Genomic DNA, 24,832 nt, shown 5'->3' with positions numbered 1-24,832 from the left:
TTTCTCTGTTTAAACAAAAGGATGAACCATGCGTTACCGTCAATTAGGCAACAGTGATCTGCAAGTCAGCGTGCTGGGCTTGGGCACCATGACCTGGGGCCACCAGAACAGCGAAAGCGATGCCCACCAGCAGATCGAGCTGGCCCTGGCCGAAGGCATCAATTTCATCGACACCGCCGAGATGTACCCGACGCCGACCCAGGCCGACACCTGGCGCACCACCGAGCGCTACATCGGCAGCTGGCTGGCCAACAGTGGCCGGCGCGGCGACGTGGTGCTGGCGAGTAAAATCGCCGGTCCCGCGCGGGATCCGGCAGGGCAGAACCATATTCGCGATGGCCTCAGCCGGCATGATCGGCGCAACATCGTCGAAGCCCTGGACGGCAGTCTCCAGCGCCTGCACACCGACTACCTGGACCTGTATCAGCTGCACTGGCCCGATCGCAAGACCAACTTTTTCGGCCAGCGTGAATACCCTTACCAGGACGATGCCGAGAGCGTCGCCATCGAGGAAACCCTCACGGTGCTGGCCGAGCAGGTCAAGGCTGGCAAGGTGCGGCACATTGGCGTGTCCAACGAAACGCCCTGGGGCGTGGCCGAATTTCTCAAGCACAGCGAGCGCCTGGGGCTGCCGCGCATTGTCAGCGTGCAGAACCCCTACAGCCTGCTCAATCGGCTGTATGAGGGTGGCCTGTCGGAGTTCAGTCATCGCGAGGGTGTCGGCCTGCTGGCGTATTCGCCCCTGGCGTTTGGTGCGCTCACCGGCAAGTACCTGGGGGGCGCACGTCCCGAAGGTTCGCGGCTGTCTTCGGTGTATCGCACCTTCAACCGTTATGACAGTGCGTCGGCGCAGGACGCCATCACCGGTTATGTGCAGATCGCCAAACAGCACAACCTGAGCGCTGCGCAACTGGCGCTGGCCTATGTCATCGACAAGCCGTTCGTGGCCAGTGCCTTGACCGGGCAAACCAGCCTGGCGCAATTGCGCGACAACCTCGGCGCGCTGGACGTCACGCTCAGCGACGAGGTGCGGGCGCAGGTCCAGGCGATCCACCAGCGAATTCCCAATCCCGCGCCGTGACCCGAGGCGCACGCAGACTGACTTGGCTCGACAATAAGGAAAGGTGAATGGCGCAGACACTTGCGACGGTGATTGTGGGACCGGCAGCGGGCGAGGGCGGGTATCGGCCGTTGCGCCTGGCCAGGCTCGGCCAGGTGCGCCCGGGTCTGTGGCTGGCCGGGCTGTTCGTGCTGCTGTTGCTCCTGGCGGCGGCGATTCCGGGGGCGCTGGCGCCGTTCGATCCGCTGGACGCGTCGGCGCGGCTGGCGTTTCAGCCACCCAGCGAGCTGCATTGGCTGGGCACCGATGAAAATGGCCGGGACGTCCTCAGCCGGTTGATTCACGGGGTGCGCTCGTCGTTGTTCATGGGCCTGGCCGCCACCGCGCTGGGTCTGGCCTGGGGCGCGGTACTGGGCCTGGCGTCGGGGCTTGGGCCGCGCTGGCTGGACGCGGCGCTGATGCGCGGCATTGATGTGCTGCTGGCGTTTCCGGACCTGTTGCTGGCCCTGGTGATCATCACGTTTTTCGGCCAGGGCACGGCCAACCTGATCCTTGCGGTGGGCATTGCCGGGGTGCCCCGTTATGCCCGGCTGGTGCGCGCGCAGACGCTCAATGTGCGCCATGCCGGTTATGTCGAAGCGGCGGTGACCCTCGGGCAGTCGCGGCTGGCGGTGGTGCTGCGGCATATCCTGCCGAATGCGTTCAAGCCGGTGCTGATCCTCGCCACCATTGGCATTGGCGGGACCATTACCGCCGGTGCCGCCCTGAGCTTCCTCGGCTTCGGCGCGCCGCCGCCCGCGCCGGAGTGGGGCGCGATGATGGCGATAGGTCGCAGCTTCCTGGCGAATGCGCCGTGGCTGGTGGCCTGGCCGGCATTGATCATCACCCTCACCGTCGTCTCCATCAGTGCCATCGGCCGCGAACTGCTGCGTCGCAGCGAAGGAAAACCGCTATGAATGCAAACATCCAGGCCCTCGGCCCGTTGGTTGATATCCGCGACCTGACCGTACGATTCGGCCAGGCGCAACCGGTGCTGCATGGCGTGAGCCTGCAACTGCATCGTGGTGAATGCCTGGCGTTGGTGGGCGAATCGGGCTCGGGCAAAAGCGTGACCGCGCGGACCCTGGCCGGGCTCACCGGCCGGGGCGCGCAGGTACATGCTGCCAAACTGGCGTTCCAGGGCATCGACCTGCGGCAGCTGCACGAGCGCGACTGGCAGCGCTTGCGCGGGGCGAGTATCGGCTTTGTCATGCAGGACGCGCTGGGTGCACTGGACCCGTTGCGTCGGGTGGGTGCCGAGATCGAAGAGCCGCTGCAGCTGCACACTGCATTGGGTCTCGAAGCGCGCCGGCTGCGTGTGCTGGAGCTGCTGCGCGATGTCGGCGTACCCGAACCGGAGCTACGCGCCCGCCAATACCCGTGGCAGTTGTCCGGCGGCTTGCGGCAACGGGCGTTGATTGCCTCGGCCATCGCCTGCAATCCACGGCTGATCATTGCCGACGAGCCCACTACGGCCCTGGACGCAACGGTGCAAGCCCAGGTTATCGCCCTGCTGGAAAGCCTGCGCGGCGCCGACAACGCGCTGTTGATGGTCAGTCACGACCTGTCCGTGGTCTTGCGCCTGGCGGATCGGGTGGCGGTGATGCGCCATGGCGTCATCGTCGAGCAGGGCACTGCCGAGCAGGTGCTGCAGGATCCGCAGCATGAGTACACCCAGTCCCTGCTGCGGGCCGCCAGGGCGGTGCATTTCCAGCCAGCGCGCAGACTGCTCGCGGTGGTGGAGCCCGAGCTTGAACCCCAGGGCGAGGTGTTGCTTGAAGCTCGCGGCCTGAGCAAATCCTTTATTGGCCCGGACCAGCGTCGGCGTACGGTGCTGGACCAGGTGTCGTTGCAGCTGCGTCGCGGCGAGACCCTGGGCATCGTCGGGGAGTCGGGTTCAGGCAAGACGACCTTGACCCGCCTGATCCTCGGGCTGGAAAGCGCCGACGCGGGCGATGTCTGGATCAACGGACAGCGCTGGTCGGCACTCGATGCCAGGCAAAAGCGCCAGGCGCGGCGTGCGGTGCAGGTGGTGTTCCAGGACCCGCTGAACTCCTTCGATCCACGTTACACCGTGCAGCGGGTATTGTTCGAGGCGCTGGCGGTGGCGGGGCTGCCGCGCCGGGACTGGCGCAAGCGGGCCGTGGAGTTGTTCGATCTGGTTCGCCTCGATGCCAGCCTGTTGGCACGTCGGCCGATTGAGCTGTCCGGCGGACAGCGCCAGCGCATCGCAATCGCCCGGGCGCTGGCGTCGCAACCGCAGATTCTGATCTGCGATGAACCGGTGTCGGCGCTGGACGTGTCGGTGCAGGCGCAGATTCTCGAGCTGCTCGACGACCTCAAGCGGCGCCTGGGACTGGCCTGCCTGTTCATCTCCCATGACCTGGGGGTGATCAATCACGTCAGCGAGCGGGTGCTGGTGATGAAGGACGGCGTGGTGGTCGAGTCCGGCTCGGTGCGCACCGTGTTCGACCGCCCCGCACATGCCTACACCCGGGCACTGATCGACGCGATCCCGATCCTGGAAGCCGAACGCGCGCCTGTGGCGTTCTATCTGCAACTGGCGATTTGAGGCTTGCGATACGCACTGATGCACGCCCCAATCATCCCGGATGTACGCTTGCCTAAACTGACTGCAACTGTTGGCCCATCAACACCTGCTAAGCACATTGTTCTTTCTGGCCTTGCTCATAGGCCTGATTCGCGCCGAAAACCCCCTGTTTACTGCCGAAAAAACCCGGCATGCCTTGTGCAATAGCCCTGTTCCCGGACTATAGGCATCAGGACCCATGCGATTACTTGCCCCTCATTTGCGACCTTGCGACCGCCGATCCAGCTTGTCGCTCAAGCATTTGCCCCTCCTTGGATTCGCTGCGATGTGCAGCCTGTTGATGGGTTGCGACCAGGATCAATCCGCTGTTGCCCGCAGCGATCAGCCGGTCAGCGGCGGGACCCTGGTGTACGCCACTGACCGCGAACCCACCTGCCTTGATCCCCATGTGGGCGGGGACATGCCGCAAGTGTTCGTCGCGCAGCAGTACCTCGACTCCCTGGTGTCGATGGACGAAGAAGGCCGCATCGGGCCCTGGCTGGCCAAGCGCTGGGAGGTTTCCGCCGATGGCCTGGCTTACACCTTCCACCTGCGCGATGACGTGCGCTTCACCGACGGCACGCCGTTCGATGCAACGGCGGTCAAGGCCAACCTCGATCACATGGCCAACCCGAAGACCCAGTCCAGTACTGCCGGCGGCTACATCCGCCAGTACCGCAGCACCGACGTGGTGGATGCGCACACCGCGGTCGTGCACCTCGCCACACCCTATGCTGCATTCCTGGAGGTGCTGGCCCAAGGGTTTCTCGGTATCCAGTCGCCCACGGCACTGGCGCGCCCGCGTGATGTGAACTGCGAAAGCCCGGTGGGCAGCGGGCCGTTCAAGGTGGTGCGCTGGGATCGCCAGAGCCAGGTCGAGTTGGTACGCAATGCCGATTACAACTGGGCGCCGCCCACCGCCAAACACCAGGGCCCGGCGTGGCTCGAGCGTATCGTGTGGAAATTCATCCAGGAGCCGTCGGTGCGTTTTGCTTCGCTGCAAGCCGGCGAGGTGGATGTGATCGAGGCGCTGCCGCCCGAATCCCACGAAGCCGCCCGGCGTAATCCGGACCTGGCGCTGATCATCGCCCAGCGTCCCGGCAACCCCACCAACGGCACGCTGAACATCACCCGCGCGCCGTTCAATGACCTGAAAGTACGCGAGGCGTTTGTGCGCAGTGCCGATGTCGAGGGGGCGTTGAAGAGCGTTTACTTCAATGAGTTTCCCCGGGCAGGCGGCCCGCTCAGTTCCGCCACGCGTTTCTACAGCCCGGACTTCCAGCATGCCCAGGATTACCAACCGGCCAGGGCCGCACGGCTGCTGGACGAAGCCGGCTGGACCACGCGCGATGCCGAGGGCTATCGCACCCGTGACGGCAAGCGCTTGCAGGTGCGCGTGATCATGGGCAACCGCACGCCGCCCTCGGAATACACCCTGTGGGAGCAGGTGCAGGCGACCACGCGCCTGGCCGGCTTCGAGCTGATCGTCGAGCAGATGAGCGATGTGCAGAGCACCAAGCGCCAGGCTGACTGGGATTACGACATCCGTCTTGGCTACTGGAACACCAACACCGCCGACGTGCTGCGGATCATCTTCGGCGCCGATTTCATCAGCCCGGCCGGCGTCGGTGGCTATCACCAGAACACCGCCGGGTACACCGATCCGGTGTTCGAAGGCCTGGTGCAGGGCGCCTTGACCACCCAGGACGCCGAACAGCGCCGGGCGTTGTATTACCGGGCACAGCAGCTGGCTTCCAGTCAGTACCTGCAACTGACCACCTACCCGCAGAGCTCGCGCCTGGGCATCTACAAGACCACCCAGGGCGTGCGCCTGGAGCCTTCCCTGGCAGTGACCTACCTCTATGACGCATGGGTGAACAAATGACGAGTGAAACCCTGGCCACTGAACGGCCCAACCCGCGCCGCGAGCGCCTGGTTCGTCTGGGTCGGCGTGTTCTGTGGCGCCTGCTGGGAGGCGTGCTGGTGCTGTGGGCGGTCGCCACGCTGACGTTTTTCGCCCTGCGCCTGATGCCGGGGGACCCGGTGCTGGCGATCCTGGGCGGGCCGAGCGGCAATCCAACCGCAGAAACCATTGCCGAGGCCAAGCGCGAATATGGCCTGGACAAGCCCCTGGCGGTGCAATACGTGCTGTACCTGGGTCGGTTGGTCCAGGGCGACCTGGGCGTGTCCTATTCCCAGCATCTGCCAGTCACCCGGGTGCTCGCCGAGCAGTCATGGCCGACGCTGGAACTGACCCTCACTTCGCTGTTGCTGGCCTGGGTGTTGGTGCTGGCGCTCACCGTGCTGACGGCGGGACGCCGGCGCTGGGTGTCGAGCCTGGCTTCCCTGGCCGAAACGCTGTCGGCGGCGCTGCCGCATTTCTGGCTGGGGATCCTGTTGCTGGCGGTGTTCGGCTTCGGCCTGCGCCTGTTCCCGCCAGCCGGCAGCGATGGCTGGCGCACGCTGGTGTTGCCGTCGGTGGCGCTGGCCATTCCCCTGGCCGGATTTATCGCGCAGGTCACCCGCGAGTCGCTGGAAATGACCCTGGATCAACCCTTCGTGCTCACCGCCCGCACCCGCGGCCTGAGCGACACGGCAGTGCGTTTCAGGCACGCGTTGCGTCACGCGGTGCTGCCCGGCATCTCGTTGTCGGGCTGGGCCATTGGCGCCCTGATCAGCGGCGCGGTGGTCATCGAGGTGATCTTTTCCCGCAAGGGTCTTGGTCGCCAGTTGTACCAGGCAGTGCAGGCTCAGGACCTGCCGCTGACCATCGGCATCAGCCTCGTGGTCGCCGCCGGATACGTCCTGGCCAACATCCTCGTCGACCTGCTGTACCTGTGGGTCGACCCGCGCCAACAGGAGCAGTCGGCATGAGTGAACTCACCCTCGAAGCAGCGCTGCCGGGCACCCGGGTGCAGCGTGTTGCAAGCAAGTGGCGCCTGGGGCCGTTACTGGCCGTCAGCTTTCTCGCATTCCTGATCATCGCGGCGCTGTTGCCGCAGTGGTTCGCCCACAGCGATCCGTTGGCGATCGTGCCGCACGATGCCTTCCATCCACCCGGTTGGGCGCACTGGTTCGGCACCGATCAATCCGGGCGCGACATCTTTTCCCGGGTGATCCACGGCACCCGGCAGTCGCTGTTCATTGGCCTGGCCGCCACCGCCCTGGCGATGAGCATTGCCATCGTCCTCGGTCTGCTCGGCGGCCTGGGGGGCGCATACCTGGATCGCGGCGTCGGCTGGTTGCTGGAAATTCTGTTTGCGTTCCCCAGCCTGATCCTCGCGCTGCTGTTCGTGGCGGTGTTCGGCAGCGGCATTGGCCCGCTGATCGTGGCCACCGGGTTGGGCGGGGCGCCGGGCTATGCGCGAATGGTCCGCGGCCAGGTGCTGGCGGTGCGCAATGCCGGGTACATCGAGGCGGCCAAAGCCCTTGGCCATCCACCCCTGCGGATCATCACGCGCCAACTGCTGCCCAACGCCATGCGCCCGCTGATCGTCACGCTGACCATGGGCGTCGGCCAGGCCATCGTCTGGGCGTCCGCCTTGAGCTTCCTCGGCCTTGGCGCCCGGCCACCGGCGCCGGAGTGGGGGACGATGCTGTCGATGGGACGCGATTTCATTGCCAATGCCTGGTGGCTGACGTTCTTCCCCGGGCTGTTCATCGTGCTGACCACGCTGTCGACCACGGTCGCTGGCCGTTACCTGCAACAACGCCTGGAGGGCCGTCTGACATGAGTGACAAACATCTGATCGTCGAGGGCCTGTCCATCGAGTTTGCCGGCCAGTCGGTGGTGCGGGATCTGTCGTTCACGTTGGCCCCGGGCAAGACCCTGGCCCTGGTGGGCGAGTCCGGCTCCGGCAAAAGCGTCACCGCCCGCAGCCTGATCGGCCTGGCGGGAGCCGGTGCGCGAGTGAGCGCGCGAACCCTGAGTTACGGCGGGCAGGATCTGCTCGGGTTGTCCGAACGCAGCTGGCGCGACTTGCGCGGCAAAGGCATCGGTTTTGTCCTGCAGGACGCGCTGGTGTCGCTGGACCCGCTGCGCCCGGTGGGCAAGGAAATCCTCGAGGTACTCAAGACGCACAACTGGGGTGACCGTCGCAGCCGCGCCGGGCGGGTGATCGAACTGCTGGAAAAAGTCGGTGTGCCCGAACCGCAGCTGCGTGCCCGCCAGCGACCGGATCAGTTGTCCGGCGGCCTGCGTCAGCGCGCCCTGATCGCCAGTGCGCTGGCCCTGAGCCCTGGCCTGGTGATCGCCGACGAGCCGACCACGGCGCTGGATGCCACGGTGCAGGCGCAGATTCTGCAAGTGCTGCAGGAGATCAAGGCGCGCGGCGACTCATTGCTGATCATCAGCCACGACCTGGCCGTGGTCGCGCAGTTGGCCGATGAGGTGCTGGTATTGCGCCACGGCGAAGTGGTCGAGCAGGGGCCGATGGACCAGGTGCTGCGCCACCCGCGCCATCCCTATACCCGCACCTTGCTCGACGCGGTGCCGGCCGAGCATGCGCGGGGCACGCGGCTGTCACCGCAGCGCACGGCCGTGGTCGCACCACCCCGGCCGGGCACGGACGCCCCTGTGGTGTTGCAAGCCACGCAGTTGGGCAAACGTTATGTCGGGCCTGACCAGCAGTCGCGCCAAGTGGTCGATGGCGTGAGTTTCGAGCTGCGCGCCGGACGCACCCTGGGCATCGTCGGCGAGTCCGGTTCCGGCAAGACCACCGTGGCCCGCATCGTCCTTGGCCTGCTGGAACCGGATGCCGGCCAGGTGCAATTTCTCGGCCAGCCCTGGTCCGGTGCCGGCACGCAGCGAATCGAAGAACGGCAGCGGCGTCTGCACCGACGGGACATCAGCGTGATCTACCAGGACCCGCTGAGTTCGTTCGACCCGCGCTGGAGCGTCGGGCAAATCCTCGCCGATGCGCTGGATGTCGCCGGCATTGCCAGCGCGCAGCAGACCGCACGGATCGCAGAACTACTGACCCAGGTGCGCCTGCCCAGGGAGCTGGCCGCGCGTCGCCCCTTGCAGCTGTCGGGCGGCCAGCGCCAGCGCGTGGCCATCGCCCGAGCCATTGCGAGTAACCCTAAAGTCATCATCTGCGACGAGCCGGTCTCGGCACTTGATGTGTCGGTCCAGGCCCAGGTGCTCGACCTGCTGGCAGATCTGCAAGCCTCCCTGGGCCTGGCGTATCTGTTCATCTCCCACGATCTTGGGGTGATCCGGCACGTCAGCGATGAAGTGCTGGTGATGCGCCACGGCAAGGTCGTCGAAAGCGCCTCGGTCGAGACGCTCTTTCACAGCCCGCAGCATGAATACACCCAGCGTCTGCTCGGCGCGGTGCCGCGTCTGCCGGGCGCTGGCGTGACCCTTGTCGTGCCGCCACTGGAACCGGAAAACCCGGGGTGGCTGTTCGATGAATCCCGGCTTTGGAAAATCGCCATTTAAGCTCGACTTGAACAAGGAATTGCCATGACTACGTTGACTGCCGTACCCAAGGCCCCGGTTGCCTCGGTGGAAGAACTCAATGCCCGGGCGGACGTGTTGCTGCCGCTCATTGCCGCCGGTGCGGCGCAGCGCGAGCGTGAGCGGCAACTGCCTTACGAGGCAGTGGCGCAGATCGCCAAGGCGGGGCTGTTCACCACGCGCATCCCGACCCGTTTTGGCGGCGCCGCAGGCTCGGTCAAGGATCTGATCGGCTTGCTGATGCGCATCGCCTCGGCCGACTCCAATGTCGCCCAGGCATTGCGTCCCGGTTTCGGCTTTATCGAGGGCTTGCTGGCGTCTGGTGCCGAGGGCGCGGAGGGCGAGCGCGAACGCTGGTTCGAGCGCTATCTGCAGGGCGCCGTGGTGGGCAATGCCGGTTGGGAAGTCGGTGGCGCCAATGGTTCAATCAGCGCGCGGATCGTGCGCGACGGCGAGCACTATCGGGCCACTGGCAGCAAGTACTACAGCACCGGTTCGTTGTATGCCGACTGGGTCAGCGCCGTCGCCCTGGATGAGAACGAGCAGCCGGTGTCGTTCATCCTGCCGCGTGACCGCAAGGGCCTGGAGCTGCTCGATGACTTCGACGCGATGGGCCAGCGCCTGACGGCTAGCGGCACCACTCACCTGCATGATGTGCTGGTGCGCTCGGATGAAATCCGCACCCGCACTGTGGAAGAGGGAAAGCGCACGATCGTCACGCCGTTCCTGCAGTTGTTCCTCGCCGCCGTGCAGGCGGGCATCGCGCGCAATGCGCTGAACGATGCCGTGGCCTTTGCCAACGATCACGCCCGCCCGATCAAGCACAGCAGCGCCTCGCGGTCGGTGGATGATCCCTATGTCGAGCTCAGTGTCGGCGACATCTCGGCCCGTGCGTTCACGGCCGAAGCGGTGGTGCTGCGCGCAGCCGAAGCGATTGATCGGGCCTGGGCCAGTGACCTCGATGCCCAGGCGGTGGACCAGGCGGCCATTGCCGTCGCCCAGGCGCAATACATCGCGGCCGAGTCGGCGCTCAAGGCCGCAGAACTGGTGTTCGACGTTGGTGGCGCGTCCACCACCGGCCGCGCACACAACCTTGACCGCCATTGGCGCAATGCGCGCACCGTGGCCAATCACAACCCGCGGCACTGGAAAGCCGCGGCCGTTGGGGCCTGGCAATTGAAGGGCACGCCACCGCCGACTTCGGGGCTGTTTTAAGCGCGGGGCTGGACTCGCACCATTGAACCGGGCACCGCGTGTGCCCATTTTTGCCTGAAAGCTGCGCGGCCACAGGCGTCATTCAGGAATGCCCTTGGTCATGACTTGGTCCTTTTCATCGCTGCCCCCATCCGATCGCCGGACACTTCACTGGAACGTGCAGCATTTGCCTGCGACACCCGGGGCTTTCGTGCGATTTTTCATCGGCAATTTCAAGGGCTGGTACGTGGCGATCCTGCTGCTGCAGATCGCTGCGGTCATCTGCACCCTGTTGATTCCCTGGGGGCTGGGACAGATTACCCGCACCGTCAGCAATGGCCTGGAAGCCGAGCGCGCGTTCGAAGTTTTGCAGTGGCCGCTGACACTGTTCGGCGCACTGCTGGTGCTGGAAGTGCTGTTCACTCGGGCCGCTGCCGGTTGCCATATCCACGTCCTGCCGTTGCAGCGGCGCACAGTCACCCATGTGGTGTTTGCCTACTTGCAGAAGCACTCGCACCGCTTCATCAGCAACGAATTCGCCGGCGCCCTGGCGCACCGGGTTTCCGAAATCGCCCTGGGGGTCAACCAGACCCTGAGCATCCTGCTGTTCGATCTGATCCCGCTGCTGGTGACCCTGAGCCTGGCCACTGTGCTGTTGTGGACAGCCTCACCCCTGCTGGCACTGTTCATGGCCGGCTGGTCGCTGCTGTTTATCGCCGTGTGCTACCTGCTGGCCCGGCGCAGCCATCCACTGGCGCAACAGTACTCCGCGGCGCGCAGCACCAGCTCGGGCAAGGTGGTGGATGCGGTGTCCAACCTGGCCAACATTCGCCTGTTTGCCCGCCACGCTTTCGAGCACGGCTACCTGGGCCGGTTTCTCGACAAGGAAGTGGCGGCGGCCTATCGCTCGCTGGGCTACATGGAAAAGATTCGCTGGTTCCAGACCAGTTGCGGCGTGGTGCTCAAGCTGGGGTTGTTGCTGCTGGCGCTGTACCTGTGGCGCAACCAGCGCATCGACATCGCCGCGTTTGTCATGTCCACCAGCCTGTCGCTGCTGATCATCAGCGACGTCGGCAACCTGTCCCGGCGCTTTCTCGAGTTCTTCGAGGCCACTGGCAACATTGCCAATGGGGTGCGCACGCTGATTCGCCCCCATGAAGTGATCGACCGACCCGGTGCAACGGCGTTGCAGGTCAAGCGCGGGGATATCGAATTTCGCGATGTCGGCTTCAATTACGGTGCTGACCAGCCGATCTTCCAGCGCCTGAATATTTTCATTCCGGCGGGGCAGAAGGTCGGGCTGGTGGGTTCATCGGGCTCGGGCAAATCCACGCTGCTCAACCTGCTGCTGCGTCTTTACGATGTGCAGCAGGGCGCGGTGCTGATTGATGGCGTCGATGTGCGCGGCGCCACGCAACATTCCCTGCACCAGCAAATCGGCCTGATTCCCCAGGAGCCGGGGCTGTTCCACCGCAGCATTCGCGAGAACATTCATTACGGGCGCCTGGATGCCTCGATGGAGGAGGTGGCCGAGGCGATTCATCGCGCCGGTGCCAGCGAATTCATCGACAGCATGGAAGACGGTTACGAGTCGCTGGTGGGCGAGCGGGGCGTCAAGTTGTCCGGGGGCCAGCGCCAGCGCATCGCCATTGCCCGGGTGCTGCTCAAGAACGCGCCGATCCTGGTGATGGACGAAGCAACCTCGAGCCTCGACTCGATTACCGAGCGCTTTATCCAGGACAAACTGGACGAAATCATGGGCGACAAGACGGTGCTGGTGGTGGCGCATCGGCTGTCGACCGTCGCACACCTGGACCGCATCCTGGTGTTCGACAAGGGCCGGGTGATCGAGGACGGCAGCCACGACGAATTGCTGAGTCAGGGCGGGCAGTATTTCCGCTTGTGGAGTCGCCAGTTCAGTGCGCAGGCGGATGCCGCGCTGGCCTGACTGTTGGCGCAAGGACGGCTCGACGCTGCTGGGCAGCAAGACCACCTACACCTTTGACGCAAATCGACTACACCACCGGGACCAATACCAGCGAATTTCTCGACGCGCGCAACCAGACCAATGAGCGTTATGCCACGGCGGCGAATACGGCGTATGACGCCAGGGGCAATGACTCGGCGAATTTCTATCCGGGGGATGCGATCAACGTGACCAACGGGGTGGCGTTTCGGTTTTAGCCTGTAAACCCCGCGTACACCCCGGCCCTTGTAGCGAGCTTGCTCGCTCATCGGTGACGAGCGGTAGTGACCCGGGCACTCACTATTTTTTGACAGCGGCCGATAACTTGCTTTAAGGCAAGGTTGCCTCAACGAATAGCGTGAACCTATGCCCAACAATCTACCTGCTGTCACCTGCGCATCGTCCAACCGCTCAAGCGTAGCGCTGGCCCGTGGCTCGCTGTTCAAGTTTGTCGGCTTGCTGGCGGGGGTATTTGTCCTGGCCAGCTGCTCGCTCATTTACCTGGCACGTGACCTGGATCGGAACGAAGAAGTCGAAAGTGCCTTCTACACCCGCAAGGCTGTGCAAGCGCTGGAAAAGTCCCTGCGCACAACCGTGAAGGACTACGCCTTCTGGGGCGATGCCTACCGGCATCTGCATGTCAAAGTCGATCCGGACTGGGCCTTCGTGCGACAAAACGTCGGGCCGACCCTGTATTCGGATTTCGGTTTCCAGGGTTTGTTTGTCGTTGATGCGCTCGATCACACTGTTTACTCAGTGATCGAGGGTGAACTGCAGTCCGTCGCCGCCGGCGAGTGGTTGCATCAGGCCCTGCCCGGAATTCTTGCCGAGGCCCGAGCGGGCGCGGAGACGGAAACGGCTACGACGACATTCATCAATGTCGCCGGAGTGCCGGCCCTGGTGGCGGCAGCAGCCATCACGCCGGGCACTGATCCGACCGTGGTGCCTGATGGCAGGCCACCGTCGGTGTTGATCTTCGTGGATGTTTTTACCGATGCCAAACTGGCGAAGATGGGCGAAGAGTTCGGCATCAATCAGCTACGAGTCGCCACACCGGACGAAGCGACATCGGTGTTTGCGTTAGGTGACGACGGTTCGGCGGGCAGCCTGCACTGGCGTCCATCTACCCCGGGCGCGCGCTTGCTGGCGGTAGGGTTGCCATTGATCGGCCTCGCGGCGCTGCTGGTGTGCCTCATGACCTGGGCCATCCTGCGGCGCACCACCGCCGGTGCACGGGTGCTGGATGCCAGTTTCGCGACGCTCAAAAGCAGCCAGGATGCGCTCGCCACCAGCGAAGCACGGTTTCGCGATGTGGTCGAAGCCAGCTCGGATTGGGTGTGGGAAATCGACAGGGGCGGGCGTTTCACCTATTTGTCGGATCGCTTTGATGCAGTGACCGGCCTCTCTGGAAGCACCTGGATCGGTGAATCCATCAATGCCCTGCTCAGCACGGAATTGGGGACGTTGACTCAGTGGCTGAGCATCCCGAATCGCCGTCCGGACATCAGCATCCTGTGCTATTTCGTCGACAGCCAAGGGCGCCAGCGCATCACCCGTCTGTCTGCGCGGGATATGGCGGGCCAGGGCTTTCGCGGTACGGCCACGGACGTCACCGAGGAGGTCGAAGCCCGCCGCCGTATCGAATTCCTTTCCCAGCATGACGCCTTGACCGGATTACCTAACAGGACACGCCTGCAAGAGTTCCTCGACGGCAAGCTCAAGGCCGTGCCGACGGCGGAGCAACCGCTGGTGATGCTCAGCCTGGACCTGGATCGATTCAAACCGGTGAATGACTTGCTCGGGCACGCGGCAGGCGACTTTGTGCTTAATGAAGTCTCGACCCGCCTGGCAGACTGCATACGCAACGGGGACCTGGTGGCTCGGGTCGGCGGTGACGAGTTCGTGCTGATTCTCACCGATGTCAGTTCCCAGGACGAAGTGGAAGCGCTCTGTCAGCGCCTTATCGAATCCATCGAAGGGCCGGTGCTGGTGGGCGATCAGGAGGTGTTCGTAAGTGCCAGCATCGGCATCGCCATGGCGCCAAACGATGCATGCGAGGCGGCCGAACTGCTGCGCTATGCCGATATCGCGCTGTATGAGGCCAAGGCCGCAGGCCGCAATACCTGGCGCTTTTACGCAGGCGAAATGAACACCAGGATCATCGAGCGCAGGCGCCTGGAAAACGATCTGCGGTTCGCGATCAAGCACGGCGAACTGAAACTGCATTTTCAACCACGCTATCGGATCGCCGACGGGCAGATGGTGGGTGCGGAGGCGCTGGTGCGCTGGCAGCATCCCGAGCGTGGGCTGGTACCCCCGGATGTCTTTATTCCCATTGCCGAGGAGTCAGGGTTGATTCTGTCCTTGAGCAACTGGGTGCTCGACACCGCCTGCCATTGCGCGGTCCTGTGGCCGGAGCATTTGTTCGTATCAGTCAACCTGTCGTCTACCGAGTTCAAGCGCGGCAATCTGGTCGAGCGCATTCAGAAGGCACTCAAGGATTCCGGCATAGACCCCGGTCGGGTAGAACTGGAAATTACCGAAAGTGTGATGCTTGAAGATGCTTCTGGCGCACTGGAAGTGATGCGCACGCTCAAGCGCCTGGGCGTGCGGATCTCCATGGACGATTTCGGCACGGGGTACTCCTCGCTGAGTTACCTGCGGGCATTCCCGTTCGACGGCCTAAAAATTGACCGCAGCTTTTTGAACCGGCTGGATGAAAGTGAGGATGACAAGGCGATCATCCGCGCGATCGTTGGCTTGGGGCGGGCCCTGTCGCTGACGGTGACTGCGGAGGGCATTGAAACTGCCGAGCACCTGAAACTGCTCAAGGCGGTGTCATGCGATGAAGGACAGGGGTATTACCTGAGTCGACCGCTGGATGTCGACGCGTTCAATGATTTGGTGTCGGTCAGCGCGTAGCCCGTGTGAAGCGGCTTCCTTGAGCCCCGGGTGACCAGCGGCCTGAGGAGGCTAGGGCGTAACGCCCTAGCTGACAGCAGATGTCACTTCTTCTTTTTTGCCGGCTTGTCTGACTTCTCTGATTTCTTGGCCTTTTCTGGCTTGCTATCAGCTTTCTTGGCCTTCTCTGGCTTGCTATCAGCCTTTTTTGCAGATTTTTTCGGCTCGGCCTCTGTTTTCTTGTCTTTCTTGTCGGAAGATTTCGAAAGCGCCGAAGCCGCCGCTGATTTCTTGGCCGGTGATGACTTTTTGTCTTTCAATTCCTTGCTGGCTTTGGAAGCGTCACCTTTGCTTTTTTTCTCGTCTTTAGCCACGTTGACCACCTCTCGGAGTATGCCGGTATTGGCACATTGCCTGTGCAAATGTTCACAAGCTGATCATTAGGCGAGCGTGTACAAAAGCGGTTCAAATTTTTTGATGCGTCGGAATGGCTTCGGTCGATGAATTGATGGGAACTGAAGGGGGCATTTGGGGGGAGCGCAGGAGGGGAGGAGTTGGGGGAACAAGTGCAAGAATTCGCGCGCGCACAGCAGATGGAGCCGAAACCCCAGAAACGACAAAGCCCTGAATAATCAGGGCTTTGTCGGTACAAATATGGCGGAGGCGATGGGATTCGAACTCATGGACCTGTTACAGTCGACGGTTTTCAAGACCGTTGCCTTAAACCACTCGGCCACACCTCCGTTTGCGTTGCGGGCGCCATAATACCTGAATGAAACACACTGTCAAACTCTCTGAGTAGCTTGTTACAAGGCGTCTGTTATGATCTTTGCGACTGAACGTTTCAAACCAACAGGAGTGTCGCCATGCGCGAACAGGATTACGCAGTTAATAACAGCGTGCAGGCTGAGCAGCTAGAGGTTAGCCGCGTCCTGCGCAACACTTACGGCCTACTCGCCCTCACTCTCGCATTCAGCGGCGTGATGGCCTATGTCGCCCAGCAGATGCGTGTCGGCTACCCGAACATCTTCGTGGTGTTGATCGGTTTCTACGGCCTTTTCTTCCTGACCAACAAACTCCGTGATTCCGCGTGGGGCCTGGTGTCGGCGTTTGCCCTGACCGGTTTCATGGGTTTCCTGCTCGGCCCGATCCTCAATCGCTACCTGGGCATGCAGGGCGGTGCGGAAGTGGTCAGCTCGGCCTTCGCAATGACCGCGCTGGTGTTCGGCGGCCTGTCGGCTTATGTGCTGATCTCGCGCAAGGACATGAGTTTCCTCAGTGGTTTCATCACTGCCGGTTTCTTCGTGTTGCTGGGCGCGGTGGTTGCCAGCTTCTTCTTCCAGATCAGCGGCCTGCAGCTGGCGATCAGCGCCGGTTTTGTGCTGTTCTCCTCGGTCTGCATTCTGTTCCAGACCAGCGCCATCATTCACGGCGGCGAGCGTAACTACATCATGGCTACCATCAGCCTGTATGTATCGATCTACAACCTGTTCGTCAGCTTGTTGCAGCTGTTCGGCATCATGAGCCGCGATGATTGATCGCAGGCTATAATAAAAAACCCGCCTCGGCGGGTTTTTTATTGCCTGCAATCCCGGTTACCGGGCGACCATAATGCTGCCGTCGGCCTGTTGCCGGTAGACCGTGTAAGGCAGCACCAGGGTGTCCATAACGCCTGACAGCAACACATCGACCAGGACGATGGCCGGCGCAGTGGTAGGCGTATTGGCTTCGCGGCCTCTTTCGAGCGGGGCATTGAGGTAGCAGAAGTCGAAGATCACGCCGCTGTAGATACGCGGGACTGCGCCGCAATAGCTCTGCTGTTCCTTGAGAACCCGGGAGGCTACTTCGTCGCCGCGCACCACCGTCTGGACCGTACCGCAACCCCCGAGCATCAGCGCTGCCAATGCCATGACCTGAATTTTCATGCTGCCAATCCTTAGCTGGAAAACATCCAATCTACGTGTTTCGCAACAAAATATCACTCATTCCATCGGCGGCAGTCGGCGTTTTACCGGGGTCTTTTTCACGATTGCGGTGTTGGTTTCGGCATGGGTGTTGAGGCGGTCGAGCAGGGTGTCCAGCTGTTCCATCGAGCGCACATGCAGGCGGGCGATGAAACAATCGTCGCCGGTGACCTTGTCGCACTCGGTGAATTCGGGGATCGCCTGGATCTGCCGTTCCACTTCCTGCAATTGCCCTGGCAGCGGACGGATGCGCACGATGGCCTGCAGCTGATAACCGAAGCACTTGGGGTCGATCTCGACGGTGTAACCTTTGAGCACGCCGCGTTCTTCGAGGCGGCGCAAGCGCTCGGCCACGCTGGGCGAGGACAGGCCGCTGATACCTGCCAGGGCCTTGAGCGAGCGTCGCGAGTCTTCCATGAGGGCCTTGATCAGCACCTGGTCGATGTCGTCGGTCATGGCAAACCCTCCGTTAGGTCGATAACCAGATTCACCTTTGTAAAAAAGGTAGATGGGGATTCTAGCCTGCTTTTTGCTATGGAGGCGCCGGGCAGCTGATGGGCATAATCTGGCTTCAATTACAGGAGTCACATGATGGACAAATCAATCCGTCGCGGGTCATTCGAGATGACCGCCGCCATGCTTATTTCCGGCACCATCGGCTGGTTTGTACTGGTGTCCGGGCAGCCGGTGCTGGACGTGGTGTTCTGGCGTTGTGTGTTTGGTGCCGGCACCTTGCTGCTGATCTGCGCGGCCTTTGGTTTCCTGCGTCCCGGCCTGTTGACTCGCACCACGTTCCTGCTGGCGGTGCTTAGCGGCGTGGCGATTGTCGGCAACTGGGTGCTGCTGTTTGCGTCCTATTCCCGGGCATCGATTGCCATCGGTACGGCGGTGTACAACGTCCAGCCGTTCATGCTGGTGGGGCTGGCGGCGGTGTTCCTCAACGAAAAAATTACCCTGCAGAAACTGTTCTGGCTGGGCATTTCGTTCATGGGGATGCTGGCGATTGTCAGTGCCCACGGCACTCAGGGCGAGAGTGGCGATGACTACCTGGTGGGCATCGCGCTGGCGTTGGGCGCGGCGTTTCTGTATGCCATCGCCGCCTTGATCATCAAGCGCCTGACCGGTACTGCGCCGCATTTGATCGCGTTGATCCAGGTCTGTACCGGGGTTCTGCTGCTGGCGCCGTTTGCGCATTTTTCCGCGCTGCCGCAAGCGCCGAGTGCCTGGGCCAGCCTGGTGACGCTGGGCATTGTTCATACCGGGGTGATGTATGTGTTGCTGTATGGGGCGATTCAGAAATTACCCACGGCGTTGACCGGGGCGTTGTCCTTTATCTATCCGATTGCGGCGATCTTTGTCGATTGGTTTGCCTTTGGTCATCAGTTGCAGGTGCTGCAGTGGATCGGCGTCGCGGCGATTTTGCTTGCAGCGGCGGGTATGCAGCAAGGGTGGGGCCTGAGGTTGCGCCATCGGTTGGCGCAATAGGGCAGTCGGTCAAATACTCCAACGCGGCGCTGTCTTCGCCAGGCGTTGGCGCATCTGGTCGACGTTGGCCAGCAGCTGCAAAATCAGTAACCGGTTACCGTCCAGCGCGCTGTACACCGGCGCGCCCAGGCTGGGGGCTGGCGTCGGCTCTACAGGCCGGTTGAGACGCTGGTATGTGCCGGTTTTCAGTGCCCGGGCCATGCCCACCAGCTGCACTCGAATCAGCCGGTGCTCGGCTTTCAACAGGGCTTGCAACTGGCCCATGGCAGCTGGATCACTGGCCTCGGGGCGGGTGTTGGCAAGTATTTCCAGGGTCGACACGCACATGCGCAGGTTGCGCTGCAGGGCGTCGAGTTCGCTCATGGAAACCTTCACTTCCTTGGACACTGAGGGCATCAGCGAGCGCAGTTGCACCATCACGTTGTTCAACCGGCCCATGAGTCGATGGTGCTCGTCGTCCGTGACCGACTGGCCGTTGATGATGCGCCCGTAGAGGGTCGCGCAGTCGCGCAGGGCGTCGGCCAGGTTGTAGCGCCAGGAGAACACCGCGTACAGCGGCAGGGCGAAGGAAAACGCCAGCGCCAGGGCAATCCCGATGAGGATGTCGACCCCGCGCCACAAGCCATCGCTGACCGGGTTGTCCCCATGGCCAGCGACGATAAATACAGTGATGCCCGCCAGCAGTGCGGTGTAACCGCCTTTGCCGATGGCGTGGTAGGAGAAAAAACCGCAGACCACCGACATCGCGAAATAGGTCAGCCACGGCATTCCCAGCCAGCTCTGCTGCAGCACCAATAGCAGGCCGATAGTGGCACCGACCAGTGTGCCGACGGCGCGCTCGGCGGCTTTTTTGCCGATGTTGCCGTGATGCTGCAAGCCCCCGATCACCACCAGCATGGTCACCGACGCCCACTCGCCATGGGGCAGGTTGATGCCGGTGGTGAGCAGGATCGACGCCAGCAGCCCGAGCGAAACCCGCACCGCATGGATCAGCCTGGCGTGTTGGTAACGCCGGTACGGGTCCAGCAACGGACGCAGTAACCGGCGCAGCAGGGGTGGCAGTCGGTGCGTTCTGAATAGGGTCAGATCGGCTGTCCTCAGAAGATGTAGTCGGTCGTCAGGAAGCTTGAATTGCGCCCGCTGATGATCTCGCTGATGAGTTCCTTGTTGTTTTCCTGGAACTTGGTCGCCACCAGTGTGCGGATCGAAAACACCCGCAGGGCATCATGCACCGACAACGTGCCTTCTGCAGAATTCTTGCGGCCGTTGAACGGGTAGGTGTCCGGTCCCCTCTGGCACTGGGCATTGAGGTTGATCCGGCCGACCTGGTTGGCAAAGGTGTCGACCAGCCGGCCCACCGCCACCGGGTTGGTGCCGAAGATGCTCAGCTGCTGGCCGAAATCCGATTCCAGCACGTAGTCGATCACCGTATCCAGATGACGGTACGGCACGATCGGCACCACCGGCCCGAACTGTTCTTCCTGGTAGACACGCATCTGCGGCGTCACCGGGTACAACACCGCCGGGTAGAAGAAGGACGCGCGGGTTTCACCGCCGTTGGGATTGACCACGCTGGCGCCTTTGCTCTGCGCATCGGCCACCAGGGCGTGCAGGTAATCGACCTTGCTCGCTTCCGGCAGGGGGGTGAGGGACACGCCGTTTTCCCACGGCATCCCGGGTTTAAGGGTGGCAAGTTTGGCGTTGAACTTCTCGATGAAGGCATCGACCACGTCTTCATGGACGAACAGAATCTTCAGCGCGGTGCAGCGTTGGCCGTTGAACGACAGCGAACCGGTCACGGCTTCGTTGACGGCGTTATCCAGATCCACTTCCGGCAGGACGATGCCGGGGTTCTTTGCATCCAGGCCCAGGGCCGCACGCAAGCGGTGCGGTTTGGGGTGGAGTTTTTTCAGGTCACTGGCGGCCTTGTTGGTGCCGATAAACGCGAAGATGTCGATCTTGCCGCTGGCCATCAGCGCGCTGACGGTTTCGCGACCGCTGCCGTAGATCACGTTGATCACCCCGGCCGGGAAGCTGTCGCGGAACGCCTCCAGCAATGGACGGATCAACAGCACGCCAAGCTTGGCCGGTTTGAACACCACGGTGTTGCCCATGATCAGGGCCGGAATCAGCGTGGTGAAAGTTTCGTTCAGGGGGTAGTTGTAAGGCCCCATGCACAACGCCACGCCCAGCGGTACACGCCGGATCTGCCCGAGGGTGTCCTGTTCCAGCTCGAACCGGCTGGAGCGGCGATCGAGTTCCTTGAGCGCATTGATGGTATCGACGATGTAGTCGCAAGTGCGGTCGAACTCTTTTTCCGAGTCCTTGAGGTTTTTGCCGATTTCCCACATCAGCAACTTGACCACCGCCTCGCGCTGTTCGCGCATGTGCCGCAGAAAGGTCTCAACGTGCTGGATGCGCTCGGCCACGCGCATGGTCGGCCACAAACCCTGGCCCCGGTCGTAGGCGCGCACGGCGGCGTCGAGGGCGGTCAACGCGGTCTCGGCATCCAGCAGCGGCGTGCTGCCAAGGATCACCTGCTGGTCGCCCTGATCGCTGCTCAGGTACACCGGGCTTCGCACTTGGGCGAGGGGGCCGTTCCAGGTTTTCAGTTCGCCGTCGACCAGGTACTCACGTTGTTCGGTCTGGCCCTCAAGGCGGTATTTCTCCGGGATGCTGCCGGCTTCAGGGAACAGGTGGTCAAGGATATGTGCAGTGGTCATGTCGCTACCCCGTCTGGATTGGCTGATGCGCAGATGAAACGTTTTAGCAGACCTGGCCCGCGCTTGTCATGGTTGATGTGCGCGGCGGCTGGGAAAGCGCAGCCGTTGAGCAATCCGATTCACTGGAAAAGCCTAGCCCTTGTTGGGGTGTACGGCGCCAGGGTAAACCCGTCTTTTTTTCGCAGTGAATTATGGCCAGTGGCTATGCGTGCTTCGGACGGACGGTTATGCTCCGGGGGTTTTCTATTTGCCAATGATGAATAACTACAGTGACGTTATGAGCCAATCAGAGACGCGAGCGACTGTTCTAGCGCTGTACCCGGAAGACTCCCGCGAAGCTGCGGCGCTGCTCAAGCAGGCCGTCCCCCTGATGGTTCGTCACAATATCCCGCCTAACCCGGTGCACTACGCGCTTTGGTACACCTACAGCAAAGGCCAGGTGCCGGAGCTCAACCGCCAGCTGGACAAAGTACTGGAGGACTTCCCGCAGTTTCCGCCGGAGTCCGCCTCGAAGCTGTTTCGCGACTACATCATTCGTGACGAGCTGGAAGTGGCACGGGCGGGTCAACAGCAGGCCATCAATCTGGTCGATGACATGGCGCGAAACGTGTCGCGCAGTGTGGAGGGTAATCGCAGTTTCCAGACCAGTCTGGGTCACTGCCTGGACATGCTCGAGGCGCCCGCCGACGAGCGCTTGCCGGATATCCTCAGCGAATTGCAGCAAAGTACCCGGCTGATGCAGAGTCAGCAGGAGCGCTTCCTGTCCCAGCTGCACAGCGCCCAGGACGAGATCAAGAGCCTGCGCGACAAGCTCCAGCGCGCACAACTGGCTGCGACCCTCGACGGCCTGACCGAACTGCTCAACCGCGCAGCGCTCACGCACGTTCTGGAACAGGCGTTGGCCAGGCCATCGCAAGGGCTCGCGTTGGTAATCCTGGATATTGACCACTTCAAGCAGTTCAACGACCAATATGGTCACCCCCTGGGCGACCGGGTGCTGCAGCATGTCGCGCAAACCCTGCGCAACGCCTTGCCGGCCCATGCCCATGCCGCGCGATATGGCGGCGAAGAGTTCTGCGTGGTGCTGGAACAGTGCCCCGACCACGCCACCGCCCGGGCCTTCGCCGAGCAATTGCGGCTGAAGATCCAGTCCCTGCGCATCAAGACCCGCGGCGATGGCAAGCTGCTGGACACCATCACGGCGTCATTCGGTACCGCCTTGGCCCAGCCCGACGACACCCTCGACAGCCTGTTGGTCCGTGCTGACGATGCGCTGTACCGGGCCAAGCATAATGGGCGCAATCAGGTGATGTGATGTGATGGGTGGTGGGGCAGGCGATGTTGATGTTGGATGTGCCGGCCTCTTCGTCGTAATGCCGCCCGGAGCAAGCCCGCACCACAGGGAGGTCGCGGTCAGCAGGACCTCGTCGGTAGGACGCGTCTGTAGCGCCATTCTGAAAATGCTTTTTTGCGCTTTTTTCGGTTGTGACAGGTCACCTGGTGTCGTTACGTTAACCCGCAGGCTTCATTGTTCAGAGGAGGCCGGGGACAACTGTCGATAGAGGATCACCTAGTGCAAGCACCCAAGAAATTCCTGGCGTATGCCGCCGTCCACCAAGCCCTGACCCAGGTCGATCTGACCGAAAAAGGTAGCCCCGACCACGCCGTGCGACTGCTGGTCGACGAGGTCCTCGGGGGGCTGGCGGCGAAGGGCTGGCCCGTGGCGCAGGAGTTGACCGGTCCGAGGATTGTCTCTGCCGAAGATAATTACGGTCTGCTCGGTTACGAGCCCGCAGAAGTCAGGCTCGGCAGTGCGCACACCTGCTGGGTGGATGAGTTCTCGCTGCTGCGCACGCAAACCACCAGCCAGATTCCTGCCGCGCTGCAGCGAGTGGCGGCATTGCGCCAGCCGGGGGAAACCATCCTGCTGGCCGCACCGGGGATTACGTTCCGGCGCGACAGTCGCGATCGCTGGCATTGTGCGCAGCCGCACCAGATGGACATCTGGGTGTTGGGCGATCCGTCGTTGTCGACTCGAGAACATCTGCTGCGCCTGGTCGACGATGTGATGCAATCGGCGGTACCGGAAAAATCCTGGATCTTCACCGACAGTCGGCATCATTACACCGAGGGTGGAATCGAAGTAAGCGTGTTGAATGAGCGCATTCCGGTCGAGGTCCTGGAGTGCGGTCTCATTGCCAAATCGTTAATGCAGCGACTGGATATCGATCCGCTGCGCCACGGCGGATTGGCTGTAGGCATGGGCCTGGATCGCCTAACCATGTTGCGCAAGGGCATCGCGGATATTCGCCTGTTGCGCGACCAGAACGAGCAAGTGCAGGCGCAGATGCACGACCTCAAGCCGTGGGTCGCCGTGTCACGTTCGCCGGCGATTGCCCGGGATGTTTCGCTGGGGGTCACGCCAGGGCTGAGTGAGGAGGTGTTGACCGAACGCATTTGCCTGGCTGCCGGCAAGTGCTCTGGCTGGATTGAGGAGGTACAGCTCAAGAATCGCTGGAAATATACCCAGTTGCCACCTCATGCAATTGAACGGCTGGGCATACTGCCGGGCCAGGAGAGCGTGCTGCTGCGTGTGGTGTTGCGCAATTGTTCGAGGTCGATCACCACCGCAGAGGCCAATAGAGTGTATTCGGTGATCCAGTCAGCATTGCATGAAGGGGTTCCGGGAAAGGGCAGCAGGATGAATCTGAGCACGATCTGAGCACCCAGGCGCGCATCAGCGCGTCGATCGTGCTACACCGGGCTGGCCCTGAACGATCAGCGCACTATCCGCTGCGCCTGTTGCGAAGGCCGTGCCGCTTGCGCGGTAGTAGCGTGGTTGGCCAGATGGTCGGCCAGCACGTCGTTGAGGAAGCGGAACTGGTCGTTCAGGCCGACCACTTCGTTACTGAAGTGATTGGCGGCGGCCGGCATCAGCAGGTCTTCAAACTGTTTGTCGAACACCAGCGCGAACACTTTGCGCGATGCCACTTGCTGGGAATAGTAGTTATTGCCAAACACCGGAAAGCTCACGGAGAGGGTGACGGAGTGGATCATGACGGTTGCTCCTCGGACAAGATGAGCCAGGAAAAAATGCTCAGCGTGACGGCCGTCAGGGCCAGGCAGGTCAGGAGATGAATCAACATGATGGGCCCCTCAGGTGTGGGGTGATGGCTTGATGGGATTGATCCTACGCTGACGAAATTTTTGCGGAAGGCATTCGCGGCGATGGTGGTTATCGATGGGAATGATGGTCGGTTTTGGCGGTGTACTGACCGACGCCATCGCGGGCAAGCCCGGCTCCCACAGGGATGTCCGCCGTACACAACTGCTGCGTCCACCACCAATACCTGTGGGAGCGAGCCTGCTCGCGATGGCGGTGCTGAAAGTAAAAACGATCTGAAGGCGCACGCCACCGCCGCCTATACTCAAACCACAATACCTGCGAG

General features: G+C 62.5%; 22 protein-coding genes and 1 tRNA gene. 16 read left to right on the top strand and 7 right to left on the bottom strand.

The genetic code is table 11. The features are described from left to right. Positions 1 to 28: 28 nt before the first annotated feature. The 11 genes from AAEZ09_RS16670 to AAEZ09_RS16620 all read left to right on the top strand — a co-directional run bounded on the left by AAEZ09_RS16670 (position 29) and on the right by AAEZ09_RS16620 (position 15,232). Positions 29 to 1,081: an NADP(H)-dependent aldo-keto reductase gene (locus tag AAEZ09_RS16670; RefSeq protein WP_350600086.1), complete on the top strand. Its 1,053-nt coding sequence runs from the start codon at positions 29 to 31 to the stop codon at positions 1,079 to 1,081. A gap of 47 nt (positions 1,082 to 1,128) precedes the next feature. Next, positions 1,129 to 2,016, top strand: coding sequence for an ABC transporter permease (locus tag AAEZ09_RS16665; protein WP_350600085.1), 888 nt, complete (start codon positions 1,129 to 1,131; stop codon positions 2,014 to 2,016). Further along, complete coding sequence (locus AAEZ09_RS16660) at positions 2,013 to 3,671, top strand: dipeptide ABC transporter ATP-binding protein (RefSeq protein ID WP_350600084.1); 1,659 nt, start codon at positions 2,013 to 2,015, stop codon at positions 3,669 to 3,671. Before AAEZ09_RS16665 ends, AAEZ09_RS16660 begins: the two co-directional genes overlap by 4 nt. 304 nt (positions 3,672 to 3,975) lie before the next feature. Further along, positions 3,976 to 5,574, top strand: coding sequence for an ABC transporter substrate-binding protein (locus AAEZ09_RS16655; protein ID WP_350600082.1), 1,599 nt, complete (start codon positions 3,976 to 3,978; stop codon positions 5,572 to 5,574). After that, positions 5,571 to 6,563, top strand: coding sequence for an ABC transporter permease (locus tag AAEZ09_RS16650; protein WP_350600081.1), 993 nt, complete (start codon positions 5,571 to 5,573; stop codon positions 6,561 to 6,563). Before AAEZ09_RS16655 ends, AAEZ09_RS16650 begins: the two co-directional genes overlap by 4 nt. Next, positions 6,560 to 7,423, top strand: a complete 864-nt coding sequence (locus tag AAEZ09_RS16645) for an ABC transporter permease (RefSeq protein ID WP_350600079.1) — start codon at positions 6,560 to 6,562, stop codon at positions 7,421 to 7,423. The genes AAEZ09_RS16650 and AAEZ09_RS16645 overlap by 4 nt, the downstream gene beginning before the upstream one ends. Continuing rightward, positions 7,420 to 9,132: a dipeptide ABC transporter ATP-binding protein gene (locus AAEZ09_RS16640; RefSeq protein ID WP_350600078.1), complete on the top strand. Its 1,713-nt coding sequence runs from the start codon at positions 7,420 to 7,422 to the stop codon at positions 9,130 to 9,132. Before AAEZ09_RS16645 ends, AAEZ09_RS16640 begins: the two co-directional genes overlap by 4 nt. A 24-nt stretch (positions 9,133 to 9,156) precedes the next feature. After that, positions 9,157 to 10,365, top strand: a complete 1,209-nt coding sequence (locus AAEZ09_RS16635) for an acyl-CoA dehydrogenase family protein (protein WP_350600076.1) — start codon at positions 9,157 to 9,159, stop codon at positions 10,363 to 10,365. 100 nt (positions 10,366 to 10,465) lie between these two features. Beyond that, complete coding sequence (locus tag AAEZ09_RS16630; RefSeq protein WP_350600075.1) at positions 10,466 to 12,292, top strand: ABC transporter ATP-binding protein; 1,827 nt, start codon at positions 10,466 to 10,468, stop codon at positions 12,290 to 12,292. Between the two features lie 53 nt (positions 12,293 to 12,345). Beyond that, a complete protein-coding gene (locus AAEZ09_RS16625) occupies positions 12,346 to 12,528 on the top strand; it encodes a hypothetical protein (protein ID WP_045057847.1) in 183 nt (60 codons plus the stop codon). A 148-nt stretch (positions 12,529 to 12,676) separates the two neighbouring features. Continuing rightward, entirely contained in the window at positions 12,677 to 15,232 is a 2,556-nt protein-coding gene (locus AAEZ09_RS16620) for a bifunctional diguanylate cyclase/phosphodiesterase (RefSeq protein ID WP_350600073.1), read from the top strand. Between the two features lie 83 nt (positions 15,233 to 15,315). On the opposite strand, the gene AAEZ09_RS16615 is transcribed toward AAEZ09_RS16620, so the two are convergent. Together AAEZ09_RS16615 and AAEZ09_RS16610 are read right to left on the bottom strand one after the other, a co-directional pair. Beyond that, positions 15,316 to 15,594 carry a hypothetical protein gene (locus AAEZ09_RS16615; RefSeq protein WP_163019433.1) on the bottom strand — a complete coding sequence of 93 codons (279 nt, stop codon included), beginning with the start codon at positions 15,592 to 15,594 and terminating at the stop codon, positions 15,316 to 15,318. A gap of 272 nt (positions 15,595 to 15,866) precedes the next feature. Then, positions 15,867 to 15,954, bottom strand: a tRNA-Ser gene (locus tag AAEZ09_RS16610). Between the two features lie 123 nt (positions 15,955 to 16,077). Here AAEZ09_RS16610 and AAEZ09_RS16605 point away from each other — a divergent pair. Further along, positions 16,078 to 16,749 carry a Bax inhibitor-1/YccA family protein gene (locus tag AAEZ09_RS16605; RefSeq protein ID WP_045057637.1) on the top strand — a complete coding sequence of 224 codons (672 nt, stop codon included), beginning with the start codon at positions 16,078 to 16,080 and terminating at the stop codon, positions 16,747 to 16,749. A gap of 57 nt (positions 16,750 to 16,806) precedes the next feature. On the opposite strand, the gene AAEZ09_RS16600 is transcribed toward AAEZ09_RS16605, so the two are convergent. Together AAEZ09_RS16600 and AAEZ09_RS16595 are read right to left on the bottom strand one after the other, a co-directional pair. Continuing rightward, the gene (locus AAEZ09_RS16600) at positions 16,807 to 17,136 is read right to left on the bottom strand and encodes a YceK/YidQ family lipoprotein (protein WP_045057638.1); all 330 of its coding nucleotides are present in this window, start codon (positions 17,134 to 17,136) and stop codon (positions 16,807 to 16,809) included. A 57-nt stretch (positions 17,137 to 17,193) separates the two neighbouring features. Beyond that, positions 17,194 to 17,631: an Lrp/AsnC family transcriptional regulator gene (locus tag AAEZ09_RS16595; RefSeq protein WP_045057639.1), complete on the bottom strand. Its 438-nt coding sequence runs from the start codon at positions 17,629 to 17,631 to the stop codon at positions 17,194 to 17,196. A 135-nt stretch (positions 17,632 to 17,766) separates the two neighbouring features. Here AAEZ09_RS16595 and AAEZ09_RS16590 point away from each other — a divergent pair, with 135 nt between their 5' ends. Then, positions 17,767 to 18,660 carry a DMT family transporter gene (locus tag AAEZ09_RS16590; protein ID WP_350600072.1) on the top strand — a complete coding sequence of 298 codons (894 nt, stop codon included), beginning with the start codon at positions 17,767 to 17,769 and terminating at the stop codon, positions 18,658 to 18,660. 9 nt (positions 18,661 to 18,669) lie between these two features. Here the strand turns inward: AAEZ09_RS16590 and AAEZ09_RS16585 are convergent, their stop codons facing one another. Together AAEZ09_RS16585 and AAEZ09_RS16580 are read right to left on the bottom strand one after the other, a co-directional pair. After that, entirely contained in the window at positions 18,670 to 19,713 is a 1,044-nt protein-coding gene (locus AAEZ09_RS16585; protein WP_350600161.1) for an FUSC family protein, read from the bottom strand. 44 nt (positions 19,714 to 19,757) lie between these two features. Next, positions 19,758 to 21,383, bottom strand: coding sequence for an NADP-dependent glyceraldehyde-3-phosphate dehydrogenase (locus AAEZ09_RS16580; protein ID WP_122839543.1), 1,626 nt, complete (start codon positions 21,381 to 21,383; stop codon positions 19,758 to 19,760). 277 nt (positions 21,384 to 21,660) lie between these two features. On the opposite strand from AAEZ09_RS16580, the gene AAEZ09_RS16575 reads away from it, so the two are divergent. Both AAEZ09_RS16575 and srmL read left to right on the top strand, forming a co-directional pair. Beyond that, positions 21,661 to 22,698, top strand: coding sequence for a GGDEF domain-containing protein (locus AAEZ09_RS16575; RefSeq protein WP_350600070.1), 1,038 nt, complete (start codon positions 21,661 to 21,663; stop codon positions 22,696 to 22,698). 258 nt (positions 22,699 to 22,956) lie between these two features. Then, complete coding sequence (gene srmL, locus AAEZ09_RS16570) at positions 22,957 to 24,105, top strand: PheS-related mystery ligase SrmL (protein WP_045057644.1); 1,149 nt, start codon at positions 22,957 to 22,959, stop codon at positions 24,103 to 24,105. Positions 24,106 to 24,161: 56 nt separating this feature from the next. Here the strand turns inward: srmL and AAEZ09_RS16565 are convergent, their stop codons facing one another. Continuing rightward, entirely contained in the window at positions 24,162 to 24,440 is a 279-nt protein-coding gene (locus AAEZ09_RS16565; protein ID WP_045057645.1) for a hypothetical protein, read from the bottom strand. A gap of 184 nt (positions 24,441 to 24,624) precedes the next feature. Here AAEZ09_RS16565 and AAEZ09_RS16560 point away from each other — a divergent pair, with 184 nt between their 5' ends. Then, the gene (locus AAEZ09_RS16560; protein ID WP_160298059.1) at positions 24,625 to 24,786 is read left to right on the top strand and encodes a hypothetical protein; all 162 of its coding nucleotides are present in this window, start codon (positions 24,625 to 24,627) and stop codon (positions 24,784 to 24,786) included. Positions 24,787 to 24,832 lie beyond the last annotated feature (46 nt).

It is taken from the genome of Pseudomonas sp. 65/3-MNA-CIBAN-0223 (assembly GCF_040310425.1).
GTDB lineage: Bacteria > Pseudomonadota > Gammaproteobacteria > Pseudomonadales > Pseudomonadaceae > Aquipseudomonas > Aquipseudomonas gregormendelii.
The sequence above is the reverse complement of the archived record's forward strand: the minus strand, read 5'-3'. Positions and strand labels throughout refer to the sequence as shown.